This window comes from Klebsiella sp. WP8-S18-ESBL-06, from assembly GCF_014169755.1.
Taxonomy (GTDB): domain Bacteria; phylum Pseudomonadota; class Gammaproteobacteria; order Enterobacterales; family Enterobacteriaceae; genus Kluyvera; species Kluyvera ascorbata_B.
Genome location: NZ_AP022256.1, coordinates 2,245,605 through 2,260,705 on the forward strand (window position 1 = coordinate 2,245,605; position 15,101 = coordinate 2,260,705).

General features: G+C 55.6%; 16 protein-coding genes. 3 read left to right on the forward strand and 13 right to left on the reverse strand.

All coding sequences use genetic code 11. From position 1 onward, the window contains the following. Positions 1 to 27 precede the first annotated feature (27 nt). The 3 genes from pdxH to pdxY all read left to right on the forward strand — a co-directional run bounded on the left by pdxH (position 28) and on the right by pdxY (position 3,009). On the forward strand, positions 28 to 684 hold the full coding sequence (pdxH, locus tag H7R76_RS10715; RefSeq protein WP_106927049.1) for a pyridoxamine 5'-phosphate oxidase: 657 nt from the start codon (positions 28 to 30) through the stop codon (positions 682 to 684). A 125-nt stretch (positions 685 to 809) separates the two neighbouring features. Beyond that, the gene (gene tyrS, locus H7R76_RS10720; RefSeq protein WP_106926798.1) at positions 810 to 2,084 is read left to right on the forward strand and encodes a tyrosine--tRNA ligase; all 1,275 of its coding nucleotides are present in this window, start codon (positions 810 to 812) and stop codon (positions 2,082 to 2,084) included. Positions 2,085 to 2,148: 64 nt separating this feature from the next. After that, positions 2,149 to 3,009, forward strand: coding sequence for a pyridoxal kinase PdxY (gene pdxY, locus H7R76_RS10725; RefSeq protein WP_106926800.1), 861 nt, complete (start codon positions 2,149 to 2,151; stop codon positions 3,007 to 3,009). Between the two features lie 60 nt (positions 3,010 to 3,069). On the opposite strand, the gene gstA is transcribed toward pdxY, so the two are convergent. From gstA to blr, 13 genes are all read right to left on the reverse strand, one after another. Then, on the reverse strand, positions 3,070 to 3,675 hold the full coding sequence (gene gstA / locus H7R76_RS10730; protein WP_106926802.1) for a glutathione transferase GstA: 606 nt from the start codon (positions 3,673 to 3,675) through the stop codon (positions 3,070 to 3,072). Between the two features lie 146 nt (positions 3,676 to 3,821). Further along, a complete protein-coding gene (gene dtpA, locus H7R76_RS10735; RefSeq protein WP_106926804.1) occupies positions 3,822 to 5,327 on the reverse strand; it encodes a dipeptide/tripeptide permease DtpA in 1,506 nt (501 codons plus the stop codon). A gap of 594 nt (positions 5,328 to 5,921) precedes the next feature. Further along, positions 5,922 to 6,557, reverse strand: a complete 636-nt coding sequence (nth, locus tag H7R76_RS10740) for an endonuclease III (protein WP_106926807.1) — start codon at positions 6,555 to 6,557, stop codon at positions 5,922 to 5,924. Then, on the reverse strand, positions 6,557 to 7,252 hold the full coding sequence (locus H7R76_RS10745) for an electron transport complex subunit E (RefSeq protein ID WP_182967713.1): 696 nt from the start codon (positions 7,250 to 7,252) through the stop codon (positions 6,557 to 6,559). Before H7R76_RS10745 ends, nth begins: the two co-directional genes overlap by 1 nt. A gap of 3 nt (positions 7,253 to 7,255) precedes the next feature. Then, a complete protein-coding gene (gene rsxG, locus H7R76_RS10750) occupies positions 7,256 to 7,876 on the reverse strand; it encodes an electron transport complex subunit RsxG (protein ID WP_106926811.1) in 621 nt (206 codons plus the stop codon). 8 nt (positions 7,877 to 7,884) lie between these two features. Then, positions 7,885 to 8,937 carry an electron transport complex subunit RsxD gene (gene rsxD / locus H7R76_RS10755; RefSeq protein ID WP_182967715.1) on the reverse strand — a complete coding sequence of 351 codons (1,053 nt, stop codon included), beginning with the start codon at positions 8,935 to 8,937 and terminating at the stop codon, positions 7,885 to 7,887. After that, positions 8,938 to 11,184: an electron transport complex subunit RsxC gene (gene rsxC, locus H7R76_RS10760; RefSeq protein ID WP_182967717.1), complete on the reverse strand. Its 2,247-nt coding sequence runs from the start codon at positions 11,182 to 11,184 to the stop codon at positions 8,938 to 8,940. After that, complete coding sequence (gene rsxB, locus H7R76_RS10765) at positions 11,177 to 11,752, reverse strand: electron transport complex subunit RsxB (protein ID WP_182930499.1); 576 nt, start codon at positions 11,750 to 11,752, stop codon at positions 11,177 to 11,179. The genes rsxC and rsxB overlap by 8 nt, the downstream gene beginning before the upstream one ends. Further along, positions 11,752 to 12,333 (reverse strand): electron transport complex subunit RsxA, encoded by a 582-nt coding sequence (rsxA, locus tag H7R76_RS10770; protein WP_064545680.1) that lies wholly within the window; start codon positions 12,331 to 12,333, stop codon positions 11,752 to 11,754. Before rsxA ends, rsxB begins: the two co-directional genes overlap by 1 nt. Before the next feature lie 77 nt (positions 12,334 to 12,410). Beyond that, entirely contained in the window at positions 12,411 to 12,851 is a 441-nt protein-coding gene (locus tag H7R76_RS10775; protein WP_106926820.1) for a DUF2569 domain-containing protein, read from the reverse strand. A gap of 84 nt (positions 12,852 to 12,935) precedes the next feature. Beyond that, a complete protein-coding gene (gene ydgT / locus H7R76_RS10780; protein ID WP_106926822.1) occupies positions 12,936 to 13,151 on the reverse strand; it encodes a transcription modulator YdgT in 216 nt (71 codons plus the stop codon). Positions 13,152 to 13,439: 288 nt separating this feature from the next. After that, positions 13,440 to 14,810 carry a GH1 family beta-glucosidase gene (locus H7R76_RS10785; protein ID WP_182930500.1) on the reverse strand — a complete coding sequence of 457 codons (1,371 nt, stop codon included), beginning with the start codon at positions 14,808 to 14,810 and terminating at the stop codon, positions 13,440 to 13,442. 117 nt (positions 14,811 to 14,927) lie between these two features. Further along, a complete protein-coding gene (blr, locus tag H7R76_RS10790) occupies positions 14,928 to 15,077 on the reverse strand; it encodes a division septum protein Blr (RefSeq protein WP_182967719.1) in 150 nt (49 codons plus the stop codon). Positions 15,078 to 15,101 lie beyond the last annotated feature (24 nt).

A 15,101-nucleotide genomic window follows, 5' to 3' on the forward strand; every position in this document is an offset into this window, starting at 1 on the left:
CACCGAATGATTACGGGTTTCAACGCCATGTCTGACAACGACGATCTGCAGCAAATTGCGCATCTGCGCCGAGAGTACACCCGTGGCGGCCTGCGTCGCCACGACCTTCCCGCTGAACCGCTCCCGCTTTTTGAACGCTGGCTTTCTCAGGCCTGTGAAGCAAAACTGGCCGATCCGACGGCGATGGTAGTGGCAACTGTCGATGAAAACGGCCAGCCGTACCAGCGTATTGTTCTACTGAAGCATTATGACGAGAAAGGGCTGGTCTTTTACACCAACCTGGGCAGCCGCAAAGCGCATCAACTCGAGCAAAATCCGCGTATCAGCCTGCTGTTCCCGTGGCATATGCTGGATCGTCAGGTGATGGTTATTGGCAAGGCCGAGCGTTTATCGACGCTGGAAGTGGTCAAATATTTCCATAGCCGACCGCGCGATAGCCAGATAGGTGCCTGGGTGTCAAAACAGTCCAGCCGCATCTCCGCGCGCGGTATTCTCGAAAGCAAATTTATGGAGCTGAAGCAGAAATTCCAGCAGGGTGAAGTACCGCTGCCGAGTTTCTGGGGTGGTTTCCGCGTCTCTGTTGAACAGATGGAGTTCTGGCAGGGCGGTGAACATCGTCTGCACGATCGTTTTTTATACCAGCGCGAAGACGGTGCCTGGAAAATCGACCGGCTGGCGCCGTAATCCCCGAAATTTGTTGTTTTAAGCGCTAGCGCTGAGGGCGTCAGCGCTTTATTCTATAGAGCTTTCGCGTCTGGCGAAAAGTCGTGTACCGGCAAAGGTGCAGTCGTAAAGAGATGGAGAATTTGATGGCAAGCAGTAACTTGATTAAACAACTGCAAGAGCGGGGGCTAGTTGCCCAGGTAACGGACGAGGTAGCGTTAGCAGAGCGACTGGCGCAAGGCCCGATCGCGCTCTATTGCGGCTTCGATCCTACCGCTGACAGCTTGCATTTGGGGCATCTTGTTCCATTGTTATGCCTGAAACGCTTCCAGCAGGCAGGCCATAAGCCTGTGGCGTTGGTTGGCGGCGCGACCGGTCTGATTGGCGACCCGAGCTTTAAAGCCGCTGAACGTAAGCTGAACACCGAAGATACCGTTCAGGATTGGGTGGCCAAAATCCGTAAGCAGGTTGCGCCGTTCCTGGACTTTGACTGCGGCGATAACTCCGCCATTGCAGCGAACAACTACGACTGGTTCGGCAGCATGAACGTGCTGACCTTCCTGCGCGATATCGGCAAACACTTCTCTGTTAACCAGATGATTAACAAAGAAGCGGTGAAACAGCGTCTGAACCGTGACGATCAGGGGATTTCCTTTACCGAGTTCTCCTACAACCTGCTGCAGGGCTATGACTTTGCCTGCCTGAACAAACTGCACGGCGTTGCGCTGCAGATCGGCGGCTCTGACCAGTGGGGTAACATCACCTCCGGTATCGACCTGACTCGTCGCCTGCACCAGAACCAGGTGTTCGGTCTGACCGTTCCGCTGATTACCAAAGCGGACGGCACCAAATTTGGTAAAACTGAAGGTGGCGCGGTATGGCTGGATCCGAAGAAAACCAGCCCGTACAAATTCTACCAGTTCTGGATTAACACCGCGGATGCCGACGTATACCGCTTCCTGAAGTTCTTCACCTTCATGGACATTGAAGAGATCAATGCGCTGGAAGAAGAAGACAAAAACAGCGGCAAAGCACCGCGCGCGCAGTACGTACTGGCCGAACAGGTCACCCGTCTGGTGCACGGCGAAGAAGGGCTGGTGGCGGCGAAGCGCATCACCGACAGCCTGTTCAGCGGCTCCCTGAGCGCGCTGAGCGAAGCTGACTTTGAGCAGTTGGCTCAGGACGGCGTGCCGATGGTTGAGATGGATAAAGGCGCAGACCTGATGCAGGCGCTGGTCGATTCCGAACTGCAGCCGTCTCGTGGGCAGGCGCGCAAAACCATCGCGTCAAACGCGGTCACCATCAACGGTGAAAAACAGGCTGACCCGGAATACTTCTTCAAAGACAGCGATATTCTGTTCGGGCGCTACACGTTGTTACGCCGCGGTAAGAAAAATTACTGTTTGATCTGCTGGAAGTAATCTTTAGAAACAGGGGGGCGTGGGAAACTACGCCCCCTTCTTTTTTGTCGTCTGAGTAGAACTAATGAACAACATTCTCGCCATTCAATCCCACGTTGTTTTCGGGCATGCGGGCAACAGCGCCGCCGAATTTCCTATGCGCCGTCTTGGCGCGAACGTCTGGCCGCTAAATACGGTGCAGTTCTCCAACCATACGCAGTATGGCCAATGGACGGGCTGCGTGATGCCGCCTGCGCACCTTACGGAGATAGTGCAGGGTATTGCGGCTATCGATCAGTTGAAACGCTGTGACGCCGTGCTGAGCGGCTATCTCGGGTCCGCAGAGCAGGGTGAACATATTCTTGGCGTCGTACGTCAGGTGAAAGCGGCCAATCCGCAGGCAAAATACTTTTGCGATCCGGTGATGGGGCATCCGGAAAAAGGGTGTATCGTTGCGCCGGGCGTGGCGGAATTCCACAAGCGTTATGCGCTGCCGGCAAGCGACATCATCGCCCCGAACCTGATTGAGCTGGAGATCCTCTGCGGTCATGATGTGCAGGACGTTAACGGCGCCGTGCAGGCGGCGCGCGAGCTTATCTCCCTGGGGCCGCAAATTGTGCTGGTGAAACATCTGGCGCGTGCGGGCTACAGCGCGGACCGTTTCGAAATGCTGCTGGTCACCGCTGATGAAGCCTGGCACATCAGCCGTCCGCTGATTGATTTTGGCGCACGCCACCCGGTGGGTGTTGGTGATGTGACCAGCGGGCTGCTGCTGGTCAAACTGCTACAGGGGGCTTCGTTGCAGGATGCGCTGGAGCATGTCACCGCAGCGGTGTACGAAATCATGGTTACAACGAAAGAGATGGGCGAGTACGAACTGCAGGTTGTTGCCGCGCAGGATGGTATTGCTAAACCAACCTGCCACTTTAGCGCCACTCAGCTGTAGTCGGCAGCGCCGGATTGCGGCGTAAAAGCGCCGGCTCTCTTATCGAGCCGGCGTGGGATATTACTTCAGACCTTCTGCGGCCAGTGCCGCCGCGACTGCCGGACGCGCTGCAACGCGCGCCATATAGTCGGCAATATTTTTGTATCCCGCCATATCCATCTTCACAGCAAACGCCCAGCGCAGCACGGTAAACAGGTAGGCATCGGCAATCGTGAAGCGAGCGCCGCTGATCCACTGTGCGCCAGCCAGAGACTCATCGATGTAGGCCAGTTTTTTATCCAGCAGCGCACGTACCGTTGGTTTGTAGTCTTCCGGAGTGTCTGGACGGAACAGCGGAGTAAAGCCTTTGTGCAGCTCGGTGGCGATGAAGTTCATCCACTCCAGCGTTTTGTAGCGGTTGATGGTGCCAACCGGTGCCAGCAGCTGGCGGTCGGCTACGCTATCGGCGAGGTACTGCATGATCGCCACGCCTTCGGTCAGCAGAGTGTTATCGTCCAGCAGCAGCGCCGGAACCTGGCCTTTCGGGTTGACCGCCAGGAAATCGTCACCGTTTTCCATACGTTTGTGCATCAGATCGACGCCAATCAGCGTAAAGTCCTTTCCGCTCTCCCGAAGCGTAATGTGCGATGCGAGGGAACAGGCGCCGGGTTTATAGAACAATTTCATGGGTAACTCCTTCAGACTATGATTATTTTTGTTCTCTACTGGCAGAAGGGCACCAATAGATATGAAGGTATGTTAGTGCTTGCGGTAAGAAAAAAAAAGCCGCTAACAGCAGTTAGCGGCCCAAAATTATTCGTTTCCCGATGACGTTAGGCGGAAGCGACTTTACCTTCAGCAGTTGCTTTTGAGTCGTCCTGAGTCATGCGGTTCAGCTTAGGTGCGGTCAGCAGCATCAGTACGGCAATCACGGCAGTCGCGACGCCAATCTGCAGGAACACGCGGCCGTATACTTCCAGCGACATCAGCGGATCGGTCACATTTTCCGGTACTGCCATCATGCCAGCGACATAGCCGCCAATGATGTTTGCGCCGGCAGTGGTCAGGAACCAGCTACCCATGATGAAGCCCATCAGACGTTGCGGTACCAGCTGTGCCACCATCGCCAGGCCCAGACCGGAGATCATCAGTTCACCGATGCTCTGCAGGCCGTAGCTGATGATCAGCCAGTTCACGGAGACGATACCAGCGTCAGAGGCGAATTTTGCCCCCAGCGGCAGAATCAGGAACGCACCGGAACACAACACCATACCTATGGCAAACTTGGTTGGCATCGGCAGGGTATCACCCATTTTGTTATAGATAGCGGCCAGAATCGGGCTACCGATAATAATCCAGAACGGGTTCAGCGCCTGATACTGTTCCGGCTCGAACGCGATGCCCAGAATGGTGTGCTCAACGTTACGAATCGCGAAGAAGTTCAGCGATGTCGGCATCTGGCTGTACAGCACGAAGAAGATGATGGCTTCGAGCATCAGGATAAAGGCCACAATCATTTTACGACGCGGCGCACCGGACATCGCGAAAGTTTCTTTACCAAAGATAATCACGATGCCCAGCGCGATCACGCCCAGAACCATACGTGCGATGCCCTGGTTGTGCAGCAGCCAGGTGGCAACGGCAACCAGAATAACCACGCCTACGATGGTCAGCAGCAGGTTACGGAAGTTAACCGGCTCGAAGTCAGGTTTAGAACCGTACTGTTTCACCCAGCGCTGGCAGAAGGCGAAGTTCACTACGGTGATCAGCATACCCACAACGCTCAGTGCGAATGCGGTGCTCCAGCCGTATTTGGCCGCCAGCCACGGGGTTGCCAGCATAGAGAAGAACGAACCGATGTTGACGGACATGTAGTACATGGTGAATGCACCGTCCAGACGCGGGTCGTCTTTGGCATAGCAGGTAGACAGCAGAGAGGACGGGTTGGCTTTGAACAGGCCGTTACCCACAGCGATAGCCGCCATACCCATATAGACGATACCGGCGTCGTGCCCTGACCACGCCACTAAAGCGTAGCCGATAGCGAGGACCACGGCCCCCAGCATAATAACGCGCTTAGTGCCCAGTACTTTGTCGCCCAGCCAGCCGCCGATGGCAACCAGACCGTAGACCAGAGCACTGAAGGAGGAGAACAGCGTAATGGAGTCTGCTTCAGACATACCCAGCTGTTTCACCAGATAAACGGCCATAATGCCTTGCAGGCCGTAGAAGCCGAAACGCTCCCATAACTCGATGGAGAAAATGAGATAGAACGCTTTAGGCTGTTTGAAGGCGTTTAAGCTAACGCTTTCCGTTGGTTTATTGTTTGCAGTAGACACATATACCTCTTATTTACATCCCATCTTAATGGGGGGTGTACTGGGCGGAGATGCTCTTTTTGGCACCCGCCTTATAGTTATTCTGGAGGGAAACGGGAAGTAATGTTCACTATCCTGCGCCTGCAAACAAGGGTTTTGCAATACTCTGTTACAAATAAAAAGACTGGCACAAACGACCATCTTTGCAAATGTTATTTAGCGTTAAATTTCACGGTTTAAAAATAGATGGTTTTTTCTTCTGGGATTGGGCGGAAAACTGTAGGATATAACGATATCTTCTGCTGATCGCGCTTAGAAGTAGTGATATAGGCTGGATTCTGAAAAAAAGCTGGATGATCGTTTTGTTGGCTGCAAATGTTGCATTGTGATGATGACGGCAGATTGTACGTAAAGAAACATAAATGCAACATTATGTTGCATGGCTGTTCATGTCAGTGTTTGTATAGAAATTTTCGCTAGTGATGACGTATTTAATCTGCAAAATCGTTATATAAGCGATATAAATGCCAAATACTGAATAAATATATGGTGTTAATTGCGGTTGGCGCGAGAGGGTGGCGGCGTGCCATCGACTTGCCACGCCGCAAAAATGCGCTACGGGTCGGTTTTCTCTTTGTATTCACAGAGATCTTCGATGATGCAGGAGCCACAGCGTGGCTTGCGGGCGATACAGGTGTAGCGGCCATGCAGAATCAGCCAGTGGTGACAGTCAACCTTGAACTCGGCAGGGACAACCTTTAACAGTTTCTCTTCAACCTGTTCGACGTTTTTACCCGGTGCGAAGTTTGTCCGATTGCAGACGCGGAAAATATGCGTGTCGACGGCTATTGTCGGCCAGCCAAACGCGGTGTTGAGGACCACGTTGGCCGTTTTTCGGCCCACGCCCGGCAGCGCTTCCAGCGCAGCGCGATCTTCCGGTACCTGACCGTCGTGCAGCGCCAGCAGCATACGACAGGTCTTGATGACGTTTTCTGCCTTGCTGTTAAACAGACCGATGGTTTTAATGTATTGCTTCACGCCGTCAACGCCGAGATCCAGCATTGCCTGCGGTGTGTTGGCCACCGGGTAGAGCTTGGCCGTGGCTTTGTTGACGCTGACGTCGGTCGCCTGTGCCGACAGCAGAACCGCAATCAGCAGTTCAAACGGTGAGGTAAAATTCAGTTCAGTGGTCGGATGCGGGTTGTTGTCCCGCAGGCGGCTTAAAATCTCCAGGCGTTTGGCTTTGTTCATCAGGCTTTCTCTGCCGTTTCAACGCTCGCGCCGTCCGCCGTAGCGGCCTGCGCGCGTCGTTGTTTCGTCCGTTCATCAATCAGGTATTTGATTGCCAGCAGCATGCCCAGGCCGATAAACGCGCCCGGCGGCAGCATAGCCAGCAGGAAAGGGGTGTCGGTATGGAAAACTTCAATGCGCAGCGCTTTTGCCCAGCCGCCGAGCAGACCATCGGCCCCGTCGAATAAGGTACCGTTGCCGAGCAGCTCGCGCAGAGAACCCAGCACAAACATGGTGCAGGTAGCTCCCATGCCGATTGCGAAACCATCGAGCGCCGACAGCGCCGGGCCCTTCTTCGCCGCAAAGGCTTCGGCGCGGCCAACGACAATGCAGTTGGTCACAATCAGTGGAATAAAGATCCCCAGAGACTGATAAAGGCCAAACGCATAGGCGTTAATCAGCATCTGTACGGCGCTGACCACTGAGGCAATGATCATGACGTAAATAGGAATACGAATCTCCGCCGGCGTCCAGCGACGCAGGCTGGAGATAGCCAGGTTGGTCAGGGTGAGCACCAGCGTGGTCGCCAGACCCAGACCCAGCGCATTTGTGGCGGTTGAGGTGACCGCCAGCAGCGGACACATGCCTAAAAGCTGAACCAATGCGGAGTTGTTCTTCCAGAGCCCCTGGACGATAACTTCTTTAACCTCGCTCATGATTTACTCTCCGCAGGCTTGCAGTTGTGAAAGTTGATTCGGTAGGGTTTCAGCATACAGCCCTGCGCGTTTAACTGCGTTGACCACCGCGCGTGGGGTAATCGTCGCGCCGGTAAACTGGTCGAACTGGCCACCGTCCTTTTTCACCGCCCACTGACCGTCATCTGCACCCGCGATTTTTTTGCCAGCAAAGAAGGTTATCCAGTTGGAGAGGCGTAGCTCGATTTTATCACCGAGGCCGGGTGTTTCATGGTGCTCGGTTACCCGGGTCCCAAGAACGGTACCGTTAAAATCGGCACCAACCAACAGCTGGATTGCCCCGGAGTAACCGTCCGGCGCGGTGGCTTCCAGCACGGCGGCAACCGGTTTATCGTCCAGGCGAGCGATGTAAACTTTGTGCGTACCTTTACCCAGCTCGGGAGCGTTCACCACAAAGCAGCTTTTCAGCAGTGAATTATTATAGCTGTCGGCGGGGATCACCTGCTGGAACAGCGCGTTTTGCTGCTTTTCAGCCTGATCGTCAATGGTGTGCTTCGTCAACTGGTTGATGGCCGCCGTAAGCCCGGTTGAGCCCGCCGCGAACAGCGCCAGCGTCACACCGTGTTTGCGCATGGTTTTTAACATCTCAATCCTCAGCGGTGTCCGTAAACGCGCGGGCGCGTGTAGTAGTCGATCAGCGGCACGGTGATATTGGCCAGCAGCACGGCAAAGGCCACGCCGTCAGGGTAGCCGCCGAAGCTGCGAATCAGCCATACCAGCAGGCCCGCCAGCGCGCCAAAGATCAGGCGCCCGCGGTTGGTGGTGGATGCCGTTACCGGATCAGTCAGAATAAAGAAGGCACCGAGCATGGTTGCCCCTGACAGCAGATGCATCTGCGGCGAGGCGACGCTTTCCGGATGCAGCAGCCACCCGAGCGTTGAACAGAAGGCCAGACTGACCAGGAAACTGACCGGAATATGCCAGCGAATCGCTTTCTGCCAGAGCAGGAACAGGCCGCCGACCAGATAAGCGACATTCACCCATTGCCAGCCAATACCGGCCAGCGCACCGTGATAAATGGCGGCGTTGAGAACGGTTTCGACCGGCTGACCGGCATGAAGTGAGGTTTTGAAGGTGTCGAGCGGCGTGGCCTGACTGATACCGTCAATGCCCAGCTTCAGCGCGTTCATATCCTGACCCGCCGTCGTATGGCCAGTGAAAATCACCTGCAGCGCATCCATAAACCCCGGCGTCACGGCGGCAATCTCGTGCGGTGGCAGCCAGGATGTCATCTGTACGGGGAAAGAGATCAGCAACACCACGTAGCCAATCATTGCCGGGTTAAACGGATTCTGACCCAGCCCGCCGTACAGCTGCTTGGCGATGATCACTGCAAAGACGGTCCCCAGCACCACCATCCACCACGGGGCGAAGGGGGGAATACTGATGGCCAGCAGCAGGCCGGTTAGCAACGCCGAGTTATCGGCTAGCGTCCGGGCGATATTCTGCCTACGCAGACGCAGTACCAGCGCTTCGGCGAGGCAGGCAGCAACGATTGCGAGGATGAGCTGTATAAAGGTTCCCCAACCAAAAAACCAGCTCTGCACCAGAATGCCGGGCAGTGCGGCGACGATCACCAGCATCATGATACGAGAGGTCTGGCGATGGTTATGGGTATAAGGGGAACTCGCGATCTTGAAAACCATTTAATCCTCGTTAACGGCCTGAGCGGCTTTCCGGGCTTGAACACGGGCAATAGCAGCGGCAACGGCGGCTTTGCGTGGGTCGTCATTGGCGGCAGCTTCGCTGACGTCCTGTTGTGCGGCTTTGCGCGCTTTGGCCCGGGCAATCGCGGCTTCAACCGCGGCTTTGCGCGGGTCGACGGCGTCGCTGACGGTTTCAGCTGGCGCCGCTTCCGGCTGCTGGGTGGCTTTGCGCGCTTTGGCTCGGGCAATCGCCGCTTCAACCGCGGCTTTACGCGGGTCGACGGTGTCGCTGACGGTTTCGGCAGGCGCTGCTTCCGGCTGCTGGGTGGCTTTGCGCGCTTTGGCTCGGGCAATCGCGGCTTCAACCGCGGCTTTACGCGGGTCGACGGCGTCGCTGGCGGTTTTAACAGGCGCCGCTTCCGGCTGCTGGGCGGCTTTGCGCGCTTTGGCCCGGGCAATCGCGGCTTCAACCGCGGCTTTGCGCGGGTCGACGGCGTCGTTGACGCTTTCGGCCGATGCTGCTTCCGGCAGCGGGTCCTGCGCTTTACGTGCTTTCGTGCGTGCAATAGCAGCCTCAACGGCGGCCTTGCGTGGATCTGACGCTTCACTCGCATTCAGGCGTTTTTCCGCCTGGGCAGCGCGCGCCTGTGCTTTACGCGCTTCACGCGCGGCGGCTACGGCGCTGTTGTCCGGTAGCGCACCGGACTGAATGATAATCGGCTGCGTTGCCTGCTGTTGTTTTTCCCGCACGCGCGCCAGGGCTGCGTGGATAGCATCCTGATCTTTAGCGGCAGGCTGAACGGCGGCTTTCTTATGACGCTCTTCACGAGCAATTTTCTCTCGTTCGAGACGCTGCTGGCGGGCTTCGAAACGGGCTTTCGCTTCCGCAGCGCGCTGCTCTTCCTGGCGAATCGCGTGAATTTCTGCTTTTTCCTGACGGAAATACTGCACCAGTGGAATGCTGCTTGGGCACACCCAGGCGCAGGCGCCGCACTCGATACAATCCGACAGATTGTGCGCCGTTGCTTTATCGTGCTGTTGACCTTTACTGAACCAGTAAAGCTGTTGTGGCAGCAGGTCGGCCGGGCAGGCGTCGGCACAGGCGCTACAGCGAATGCAGCCCTTTTCTTCTTCCGGTTCACCCATTTCAGACGGGGATGGCGCTAGCAGGCAGTTGGTGATTTTGACCACCGGCACATCGAGCCAGGGTAGGGTAAAGCCCATCAGCGGGCCGCCCATAATCACCATTTGATCGCTGACGGGGCAGAAACCCGCGTGGCTAAGCAAATGTTTCACCGGCGTGCCGAGACGCGCCCACACGTTGCCTGGCATGCTAATCGATTCACCGGTCAGGGTGACGACGCGTTCGGTCAACGGCTCGCCGTCAATAATGGCACGCTTGACCGCGTAGGCCGTACCCACGTTCTGCATCAGTACGCCAATATCCGACGAGCGGCCACCGTGGGGCACCTGTTTACCGGTCAGAATCTGCGTCAGCTGCTTCGCACCGCCGGACGGGTATTTCGTCGGGATGACGCGCAGGCTGATACCGTGGCAGCCTGCCAGCACCGCACGCATCATCGAAATGGCCTGCGGTTTATTGTCCTCAATGCCAATCAGCACCTGCTGCGGCTGCAGGATGTGCGCCAGGATCTGAATACCTTCAACAATCTGCGCCGCGCAGTCCTGCATCAGGCGATCGTCTGCGGTGATGTACGGTTCGCATTCTGCGGCGTTAATGATCAGTGTATCAATTTTGTCACCGCCGCCGCGCAGCTTGTTACCCGTCGGGAAACCCGCGCCGCCTAAGCCGGCGACGCCAAACTGATGAATACGCTCAATCAACACTTCGCGGCTGCGGTTTTTGTAGTCGTTCCAGCCATCGCGGGCGATCCAGCGGTCCTCACCATCGGCATCAATGATGACGCTCATTTCCGGTAGGGCGGACGGATGGGCGGTGGCGTGCGGCTCAATGGCCACCACCGTCCCGGAGGTCGGCGCGTGTACGGGGAGCATACGGCCCCAGCCGCGGGTAAGCGGCTGGCCGCGCAGCACGCGATCGCCGGGCTGCACGCACAGTTCACCTTCGGCGCCAATGTGCTGCTTCAGAGGAATCACAAAACGCTGGGCGAGCGGAATCTGACGCAGCGGTGTACCGTTAGACTGCGTTTTCATTTCGGGCGGGTGAATGCCACCGTCGAAATCCCAGATTTTGTCTTTTCTGAAGGCGGAGAATAGCTTAAGCATGGTGTTCCACAGGAATAATTCGTACCGGGATCGTTTGCAGGTCCCATTTCCAGCTTTCGGTGGTCGTCTCTACCGGGCGCAGCGTAATACACTGCGTCGGGCACGGTGCCACGCACAGATTACAGCCGGTACACAGATCGCTCACGACCGTATGCATGGCGCGGGTGGCGCCAATAATGGCGTCAACCGGGCAGGCCTGGATGCATTTGGTGCAGCCGATGCAGTTATCTTCATCAATCACTGCCAGCATGCGGGCCGGCTCGGGGGCCGCATCGTCGCCGTCAATCGGCTGTGGGTCTACGTTCAGCAGGGTAGCGATTTTCAGCATGACGGCTTCGCCTCCCGGGGCGCAGCAGTTGATTTTTTCACCGTTACTGACCGCTTCGGCGTACGGGCGGCAGCCGGGATAACCGCATTGCCCACATTGGCTTTGCGGCAGCAGTTCATCAATTTTTTCTACGACCGGGTCGTCTTCAACGGCAAAACGGCGCGAGGCGTACCCGAGAATGACGCCAAAAATCAGCCCGAGCAGGCTGATCGCAGCGACAGCAATCCAGAAGGTTATCATTACAACTTCACCAACCCACTAAAGCCCATAAAGGCCAACGACATTAAACCTGCGGTAATCAGTGCAATGGCGTTGCCGCGGAACGGGGCCGGCACGTCGGACACCACCAGACGTTCGCGAATCGATGCGAACAGCACCATCACCAGCGAAAAACCGACGGCGGCGGAGAAACCGTACAGCGCGGATTGCAGGAAGTTGTGGCCAAGGTTGATATTCAACAGCGCCACGCCCAACACGGCGCAGTTGGTCGTGATAAGCGGCAGGAAAATCCCCAGCAGGCGATACAGCGCGGGGCTGGTTTTCCGCACGACCATCTCGGTGAACTGGACAACCACGGCGATGACCAGAATAAAGGCCAGCGTGCGCAGGTAGACTAAATCCAGCGGAATAAGAATCCAGGTATCGATAAGCCAGGCGCAGATCGAGGCGAGCGTCATGACGAAGGTTGTCGCCAGCCCCATTCCCATTGCGGTTTCCAGTTTTTTGGAAACGCCCATAAACGGGCACAGCCCAAGGAACTTCACCAGGACGAAGTTATTTACCAGAACTGTACCGATAAAGAGCAATAAATAGTCAGTCATCATTCGACCTGTAACAAAAAAAGCCACCTATTATCTGACAAAGCGCGTCGGGCGACAACAGGGTAACAGTGGGGTTATTACGCACGCGTAAACGTACGCTTTACCCGCTGGGAACGTTTGAAGTAGGGGACGATTAGCGCCGCCGCTAACAGCGGAAGCAGAAGCTGGCGCACGGCCAGGTCGTCAGAGATCGGCGAAAACGCGAACGCTTTAACTGCCAGCAGTACGCCAACCATCAGCCAGATAATGTAGTGTTTAGGAACGTTGCGGCGGCGTTTGAAGAAGGCAATGGTCAGCCACAGCGTGTAATACCACATGGCAATAAACGACAGGAACGACGCGGCTAATAGCAGCATGTTACTGCCGCCCATTTCTTTTACCAATGCCAGAGTGTGCGGCGTCAGCAGGACGTAACCAAATTTAGCCAGGGTGATGGTGATGCTCAACAACTGCACGAGCAGCCAGGCCAGCGGGCCAAGTAACCATCCGCCAATACGTTCTGCAGAATTATCCGACATTGTGTCTCCCGAAAATCAGCGCCAGTGTTGCATGGAAAAATACAGGTCGAGGAGTATAAGCAACTGGCGCTGAGGAAAAAACTATTATTGCACGAATCGCCAAACGTTCTTTGGCACCTGGCCCACATCGTACAAACGGCCACCGGAAACCAGCTCCGCGCGACGATGATCGGCGGCGCGATACATATTGATCAATTCTTCGTTACTGGTGAGGGAATAGTTAAGGTGGTCATAAAGTTTTTCAAGATTGTCCAGCGAACTGACTTTGCGGAACTTTAATAAATAATCCAGAACGGTCATTTGAGGGCATCCATTATAATGTTAAGGCACACCGCACGTCATTTCCGCCGGAGACGGGCAGAATACGCGACGGTTAATGCGGCATTGATAGCCAATGTTGTTAATCGACATCCATTTTTGGCGAGGGTTTCGCGCATCCGGCTCACCCTCTATAGGATATTCTTAATTATTTGGCTAATAGGAATGAATTACAATAACAGAAAATGTGCTTATTGATTTCGCGCCAGAATTAATGCGTTTTTATGCAATCAGGGCGCCGATTGACGCCCTGTAGAGAGAAGGTTGAGGTTACCGCTGTTCGCCGCGGCTGGCGATCACATCTTTGTACCAGAAGAAGCTTTTCTTACGCTTACGCGCCAGGTTCTGCTGGTGGTCGACATAGACAAAGCCATACTGCTTTTTATAACCGTTCAGCCAGCTCAGCAAATCGATAAACGACCATGGATAATACCCGCGCACGTCGGCGCCTTGTTCAATGGCGGTTTCCAGCGCATCAATATGTACGCGCAGGAAGTCGATGCGAGGATCGTCGACCACTTCTCCGTCGATAATCGGGTCAACCGCGCCCAGGCCGTTTTCGGTGATATACATCGGAATATCGCCGTAGCGCGCCTTGATCATCATAATGCCGTCGGTCAGCCCCTGTGGCCAGATTTCCCAGCCCCATTCGGTATAGACGCTCTGTGGATTGCGCACGAAATAGAAAAGCCCCTCGACGCCCTGTTCACCGCTGACTTTTTCTGCTGGCGGCTGTGAAGAGACGGTTTCGCGGCGGTAATAGTTCAGTCCGATAAAATCGCAGCGGTTATTGCGCAGCAGGTCATCATCGCCCGGCGCGAAGCGCGGTACTCCCCAAAGGGCCTGGGACTGTGCCAGCAGTTCGGCAGGATAGCAGCCCTTTAATACCGGGTCGTAGAACCAGTGGGTGTGAATCGCGTCGGCTAACTCGCTGGCAGCCATGTCTTCTGCGCTTTGAGTCAGCGGAGAGTGGGGCTGCAGCACGTTAACGAAGCCGATTTCGCCGTTAATCTGCATGCCGCGGAACGCTTTCACGGCCATGGCATGCGCAATAAATACGTGATGACAGGCCTGAATAGCGCGCGCCGGATTGCGCACGGACGGCGGATGGCTGCCGGTAATATAACCATGCCCGATAAAAACGATGGTTTCATTAAAGGTGGCCCATTTTTGCACCCGCGAACCAAAGCGGGAATAGCACAGCCGCGCGTACTCTTCGAACGCCTCAGCGGTGGAGCGTGCTTCCCAGCCGCCTTCGTCCTGCAACGCCTGCGGCAGATCCCAGTGGTAGAGCGTAATCATTGGCTCAATGCCGTGGGCCAGCAGGTCGTCTATCAGATCGCTGTAGAACTTCACTCCGGCTTCGTTGATGGTGCCGCGCCCTTCAGGCAGCAGGCGAGGCCATGAAATGGAAAAACGGTAGCTCTGAAGCCCCATTTCGGCCATGAGCTTTACGTCTTCTTTAACGCGGTGGTAGTGATCGACGGCGATATCGCCGTTGGTACCCTGATACGTCGTTCCCGGCTGGTGGGAAAACACATCCCAGATTGACGGACCTTTGCCGTCTTCATTATACGCACCTTCCACCTGGTACGCCGCCGTAGCAGCACCCCAGAGAAAATGTTGGGGAAAAGCGGACATACAACACTCCTTATCTGTGTGATAAGGCGAGTGTAAAGTGAGTGAATATCATCTGCAACCGGTTTCAGAAACCGGTTGCATCTATGCGATCCGAATCACTTTTTTCCCACGATGGGCTTATTTTTTCTGCAGCGAGACGGCGGCGGTAGCGGCGGGCTCCGGTGACTTGTAATCGTCGATATGGTGCGCAATAAACAACAGCAGAACGGAAAAACCGAGAACAACCCAACCAATTAATTCAACAATACGAGACAATACAGAATTCATGAAATTTATTTAACAATCCATTGA

Coding starts and splice junctions, on each gene's coding strand:
- pdxH (WP_106927049.1), top strand. CDS start 28: ATGTCTGACAACGACGATCTGCAGCAAATTGCGCATCTGCGCCGAGAG.
- tyrS (WP_106926798.1), top strand. CDS start 810: ATGGCAAGCAGTAACTTGATTAAACAACTGCAAGAGCGGGGGCTAGTT.
- pdxY (WP_106926800.1), top strand. CDS start 2,149: ATGAACAACATTCTCGCCATTCAATCCCACGTTGTTTTCGGGCATGCG.
- gstA (WP_106926802.1), bottom strand. CDS start 3,675: ATGAAATTGTTCTATAAACCCGGCGCCTGTTCCCTCGCATCGCACATT.
- nth (WP_106926807.1), bottom strand. CDS start 6,557: ATGAACAAAGCCAAACGCCTGGAGATTTTAAGCCGCCTGCGGGACAAC.
- H7R76_RS10745 (WP_182967713.1), bottom strand. CDS start 7,252: ATGAGCGAGGTTAAAGAAGTTATCGTCCAGGGGCTCTGGAAGAACAAC.
- rsxG (WP_106926811.1), bottom strand. CDS start 7,876: ATGTTAAAAACCATGCGCAAACACGGTGTGACGCTGGCGCTGTTCGCG.
- rsxD (WP_182967715.1), bottom strand. CDS start 8,937: ATGGTTTTCAAGATCGCGAGTTCCCCTTATACCCATAACCATCGCCAG.
- rsxC (WP_182967717.1), bottom strand. CDS start 11,184: ATGCTTAAGCTATTCTCCGCCTTCAGAAAAGACAAAATCTGGGATTTC.
- rsxB (WP_182930499.1), bottom strand. CDS start 11,752: ATGATAACCTTCTGGATTGCTGTCGCTGCGATCAGCCTGCTCGGGCTG.
- rsxA (WP_064545680.1), bottom strand. CDS start 12,333: ATGACTGACTATTTATTGCTCTTTATCGGTACAGTTCTGGTAAATAAC.
- H7R76_RS10775 (WP_106926820.1), bottom strand. CDS start 12,851: ATGTCGGATAATTCTGCAGAACGTATTGGCGGATGGTTACTTGGCCCG.
- ydgT (WP_106926822.1), bottom strand. CDS start 13,151: ATGACCGTTCTGGATTATTTATTAAAGTTCCGCAAAGTCAGTTCGCTG.
- H7R76_RS10785 (WP_182930500.1), bottom strand. CDS start 14,810: ATGTCCGCTTTTCCCCAACATTTTCTCTGGGGTGCTGCTACGGCGGCG.
- blr (WP_182967719.1), bottom strand. CDS start 15,077: ATGAATTCTGTATTGTCTCGTATTGTTGAATTAATTGGTTGGGTTGTT.